Raw genomic sequence first — 5466 nt, 5'->3', positions numbered from 1 at the left:
TCTTTGTCCTGCCGAGATAGGCAAGAAGGACGGTGATCTTGTTCTGGATATCGTGACGGGCAATGCTTGAATAGACATTGAGTTTCTTGTTGGCCTCTTTCAGCGCCTGGTCCGTCCGTATCCGCTCTGAAAGATTGCGGGATGAACAGTATACAAACTCCCTGCCCCGGTATTCGAAATACGTGAGCCTGACATCAGCGGGCACCCGGGCGCCGTCCTTTTTCACCAGGAACGTCTCGCGGGAGACCTGCCCCCCGCGTTTTAACTCCTGCCAGAGCCGGTCCCATTCTTCGGGAGAGTATTCCCCGAGAATATCGCCAAAAAATCTCTCAATGAGCCCGGACTTTTCATACCGCAGGTCTGTTGCTGCACCATCGTTGGCATACCGGATCCGCCCGTCCTGGCCGATCCAGAAGACCATGTCGGTTGCCTTGTCCATCGCAAACTGCGCAAGGAGCAGCTGCTCCTCAATCCGTTCCCGCTGTGCAATTTCCGCATAGAGCTGGCGGTTGATGCCCCGCAGTTCTTCCGTCCGCTGGATGATCGATTCTTCGAGTGTCTCGTGGGCTTTTTTCAGTTTCTGGGCTGTTATGACCTGCTCGGTGATGTCGATACCAAACGAGTTCACCGCGTCCAGTTCGCCGCGGGCATTGAATAGCGCACGGTCCTGCCACCGCTGGTGCCGGAGTTCCCCGTTTGCCATGACTGCCTTATATTCGATCGTGCCGACCGGGTATTTTGTGGTAAGGCGGGCAAGGTGTTCCTGGATTCGCCCGGTGTCCTCAGGAGAGACCAGGGGTTTGAAGGGGCGTCCTACCAGTTCCTCCCGGCTCTTTCCAACGGCACGGCAGTAGGTATCGTTCACGTAAAGGGTGATTCCCTCCGCGGTCCTCCGGACAACATATTCCATCTCGTCATCCAGGAGTGCCAGGAGATCATCGGGGGGGTGGCTTTTCCTCTGGGGTTCATAGGCGGGATTTTCGGGATCAGCGATGACGGATACGCCGGGCCTGCCATCCGGGAAGACAACCGGTATCATGACAAGGGTTACCGGCACGATCCGGTCTCCCTGCCGGACCTGTGCCCGGGCCCGCTGCTCTGAACCCTTCAGGGCTGTTCTGATAAGATTCTGGAGTGCAGTCCCGTCCGGCAGATTGAGTGGAACCGTTTCCGATGACTGCCGGATCAGCTGGTCCGGGGTGATCCCGGCAAGGGTGCAGAACTCGTAATTTGCATCACTGATCGTCCCGTCCATGTCAACGACAAAATAGGGGCGGGAGCAGACTTTTTTCAGCGATACTGCAGGGATGCGTTCTGTCAGAAAGAATACCTTGGATGTGCCCCGCTTCCTTCCGTCAGCGGCCCCCTGGATCTGGAGGATCTCCATGTACTTGGCAACCGTGTTCCGGTTGATATCCAGCACGGAGGAGATATCCGTGATGCTCAACCCCTCCCTGTTTGCGGCCAGCAGCTCCCGGATCCTTTGGATGTCTTCCTGAAACTCCTCCATCGTTCGCCTCGTTAATTACACTGTTCTCCGGGGTATTGTATAAATCCTTCGAATCCGCCGTGCGTATATGCAATGCAAATAATATGGTTTATCAAGGTATTTTTGCACAAATTCCTGTGTTGCACCAAAACGCAAGGCAAAATGCCTGCGCTCGGACAGGTGCTGGACAAAGGTGTTACGGAATGGACGACTCATCCAGGAATCCATCGACAACCGGATCGCGGACCACACATTCCGAGCTGCAAAACGGCCTGAAGGAACAGCAGGAGATACTCAGCCGGTTGTCCCGGGAACTGGATCACTACTTTGCCCACCGGGAATTAGGGAAGAACGAGTGAAGGATGTGAGGTGAACCGCCATGATGGCAACGGATATGAAGATGCGGAGCCCCGCGGGGTTCTGGCGTGAAATGCCGATCGTGATCGGTGCGGCATCATCTGATGCGAACCGCGCCCGGCTCCTGTACGTCTGGCTGCGCTCAACAGGCATGGATGAGATGGACGAGATCCGGGGAATGTGGTGAGGATCGATATCGGGCACCTGCCTTACGCTATCGATCCATCCCTCTGATTTTAAGGGAAAGGGCAGGGATATGCCCTCCTGGTGAAACGGGAGGGATCTTTTTGTTGTTGTTTCAGGCCGGGGACGTCTGGATGAGGATATAGATTATCAGGAACGCGAGGATCACTGCCCCCGCAAGCACCATGAGAAGCTTGTGATCCGAATTCTTTTCCTCTGTTTTTTTGTTCTTTTCAAATGTTTTCGGTCGTTTCCTGTTGATGGCCATTGCCGCTCCTGAATGAATTATGTTATCCGGGTGAGTGATCCTGTGCGATAACCATTCCCTGCCGAAACCTGAGGTTCAGGGAACGGAAAGAATCAGGAAAACCGGTAGCCCTGCGCCCGGACGAGAGCGAGCATCTCTTTTACCTGCTCATCCTGTTTCCGGGTGAGTTTCCTGCCTTTCTGGATGAGCCGGCCCATCTTCACGATCTGCATCCTCTGCTCCTGCGAAAGTGTTCCCGAGTGGTGGGCCCATTTCAGGAGGTCAAGCCACTGGGCGCGGTTGAAGGCGATCCCCGAAAGCGGGATGCTCGCGCCATAGCCCGTGGGGGCTGCTGCCATTTCATTGTCATCGGGCAGATCCTCCTCTACCTGGATGTCCTCCACGGATGTCTCAACCTCATCCACGTCATCGTATCCTGTATCGTCACCGGGCCGGGGCATGGCAGGATTCTCGTCTTCGGGTGCCTCCTCCCCGCCCGCAACTTCCTGGATGATGGAGACTTGCGGCAGCTCCTTCTCAACAGACTCTTCCGGCTCGTCTTCAAAGAGGTCCTCGACATTTTTGATCTGCGGCTCGGCAGGCGGGGCAGTGCCCGGAATTCTTACCGCGCTCAGGGACTGCGGCTGCTTTCCGATGCTTACCGGCAGGTCAGGACCTTTTACAACCAGCTCCCGCTTCTTTGCCTTCTCGGACTCAAGTTCTTTCTCCTGCAGGGAACTGAACCGGGGGGAGCCTGCCGCCGAGCTGGCAACGAGGCGTTCCTGCGCATCCATGTGGCTTTCCCATTCGTCGGCAAGAGCCGACCGGGCATGGGCGATCTCACTTTCAAGACTGGCAACCTTCTCCTCTGCCACCTGTTTTTCCCGCGACAGTGATGCCACCTGATCTTTGAGTTGCCGCACCGTTGCGTGCGTCTGGTCAAGCTCCGCGTTCAGCTCACGGAGGGTATCGGATAATGAGGCCTCACGGGTTTTCCCTGTTGCCTCTGCCGATGCAAGCAACCTCTGGAAGCGCTCCCGCTCAGATTCGGCAGTCCGACGTTCCTGTTCCTCCTTTGCCAGTGCAGAAGCAAAGGAATCACGTTCGGCTGCTGCCTTTTCCCGTTCGGCGGCGATCTGTTCCCTCTCCTGTCTCTCTTCCGTGAGCAATGCTTCCAGGCTGTTGCGTTCCTTTACAAGGGTTTCTTGCTCCGCTCTCACCTGCTCAAGCTCATTCGTAAGGGTTGTTACCTCTGTCCGGGAACCGGTATGAGCGGTACGTGCCGCGGCAAGTCCCGCCTCCAGCTCCTTTGAGTCAGCTTCGGCCTGTTCGAGAGCCGCCCTGAGGGATTCCACCTGGCGGGATGTTTCTGCACGGAGAGCGCCGGCAGATTCGAGCTCTGCCTCAAGGTTCCGTATGCGCACGGAAGCCTCTTCAAGGGTGCTCTCTGCTGCGGATCGTGTTACAAGGGCAGCATCGCGGTCAGCAAGAACCCGGTCCAGCTCCTTCCTGGCGTCGTCGAGCTCCCCCTGTAACGCCTCGTACCTGTCCTGCGCTTCGTTTACTGCTGCTTCCCGCTCCCGTATCCCTTCTGCTTTCTGCGCTTCTGCCGCCTGGAGTGCTTGTTTGGCCTGCAACAGTGTCTCCTTCAGCCCGGCCAGTTCCTGCGTGAGCGTTGTGCTCTCGGCGATTGCCGTGTCGCGTGCGCCGGTCACAGCGTCGAGTTCGGTCTTCAACCCTGCACTGTCCAGCTCCCGTGCCTCCAGAGATTCAGTAACCCGGGAAAGTCTCTCCTTGAGAACAGCAGTCTCTGCTGCGAAGGTTTCCCTGCAGATCCGCAGTTCGTCTTCGACTTTCTGCTTACCGGTGCCGAGATCTGCCACCTGTTGTTCAAGGGCACTGGAACGGCATTTCTCTGCCTCCAGCTCTTTTTCCCTTGTGGAAATGCGGTCTTCAAGATCCCGTATGACCTCCTCCTGCTCCCGGATTTTCCCTGTCAGCTCCTCGCCGCTTTTCCTGTTCGCATCGGTGAGTCCGGCTATCTCGGTTACCAGGTTCTGCACCCGCTCTCTCTCGGAAAGGAGATCGGCCCGCAACTGATCTCCCTCAAGGGTGAGTTCATAGGCCATCTTCTCTGCCTGCTCTTTCCTGGCGGTTGTCTCTGAAAGGAGCATCTCTGCATTGGTCTTCTTTGAGGTCTCGAGGGCAAGGGACTCTTCTGCTGCCTTGAGATCGGCGCTCGTTGCCGCGAGGTGTTCCGAGATGGTTGCAAGCTGCCGGCCCAGGTCACCGGTCTCATCGGAATAGCGCTCCGAAAGCTCAGCCGCCTCACGGGTGAGCCGGTGTATCTCCCCCTCGGCGTCTGCGATATGGGACTTCCCGGTCTCGATCTCCGCTTCCAGCCTGCGGATCTCATCGCGGCTCTCCTGGTTCCTCAGGTCTTTCTCTGCCCCCTCTGTCGTCAGCGTCCCGATGGCCTGTTCCTTCTGGCGGAGTGTTGCATTGAGCGCCTCGATGGATTGCGACTGGTCGCGGACCCGCTCCTCCAGTCTCGCAAGCGATGCCGAGAGATTCTCCCTCTCGCCGGTGATGCGGATGAGGTCCCCGGAACGGGTCACTGCGATCTCGAACGAGGAAAGGAGGAACTCCAGCAGCCTGCGCCGGTCTGCGGTCACGACAAACTGGTGGTCGTCATGCTGGATCTTGAACTGGGTCTTGATCTGATCGGGGGTGGGGCGCTCAACGGGAGTGCTCAGCATGCCCTCGACCAGTGCCGCGAAATAGGATGGATCGTAAGGAGATGCGATGAAATTATCCGCATTACAATCGAGCACGTGGAGGAGATCGGCAAGATTCGATGCACTGGTCACAATGAGGACCGGTACGACCCAGAGATCGTAATCTGCCTTGAGGGTACGGCAGAGATCGTAGGATTCCTGCCGGAGCGTTACCGAATCGCAGATCAGGAGGTTGGGTTTCCCCGACCGCAGCGATTCGAACAATTGTTGGGTGTCGGAAAAGAAGGTTGCCCGGTAACCCAGGTTTTCCAGGTCGCGGGCCTGCAGGGGTGAACCGGTTGTACTTGTACTCAGAACGAAAATATCAATCGTATTCTCGTTCCCATCTGACAGGGAGCCGTTCATTACAATCTCTCACACGGGTGACTGGGATCTCATCCAACCAGGATGCC

General features: G+C 57.1%; 4 protein-coding genes. 2 read left to right on the top strand and 2 right to left on the bottom strand.

Features of this window, described 5'->3' with window-relative positions; genetic code table 11:
• Positions 1–1510: PAS domain-containing protein (locus tag CW742_RS06265; protein WP_292417993.1), on the bottom strand; the 1510-nt coding region annotated here is incomplete at its 3' end.
• Between the two features lie 182 nt (positions 1511–1692).
• Here CW742_RS06265 and CW742_RS06260 point away from each other — a divergent pair.
• Positions 1693–1848, top strand: a complete 156-nt coding sequence (locus CW742_RS06260; RefSeq protein WP_292417990.1) for a hypothetical protein — start codon at positions 1693–1695, stop codon at positions 1846–1848.
• A 20-nt stretch (positions 1849–1868) separates the two neighbouring features.
• The gene (locus CW742_RS06255) at positions 1869–2033 is read left to right on the top strand and encodes a hypothetical protein (protein WP_292417987.1); all 165 of its coding nucleotides are present in this window, start codon (positions 1869–1871) and stop codon (positions 2031–2033) included.
• 356 nt (positions 2034–2389) lie between these two features.
• Here CW742_RS06255 and CW742_RS06250 read toward each other — a convergent pair whose 3' ends face one another.
• Positions 2390–5419: a hypothetical protein gene (locus CW742_RS06250; protein ID WP_292417984.1), complete on the bottom strand. Its 3030-nt coding sequence runs from the start codon at positions 5417–5419 to the stop codon at positions 2390–2392.
• Between the last annotated feature and the right edge of the window lie 47 nt (positions 5420–5466).

Source organism: Methanoregula sp. (assembly GCF_002835825.1).
Classification (GTDB): Archaea; Halobacteriota; Methanomicrobia; order Methanomicrobiales; family Methanospirillaceae; genus Methanoregula.
This window is presented reverse-complemented; position numbering and strand designations above follow the sequence as displayed.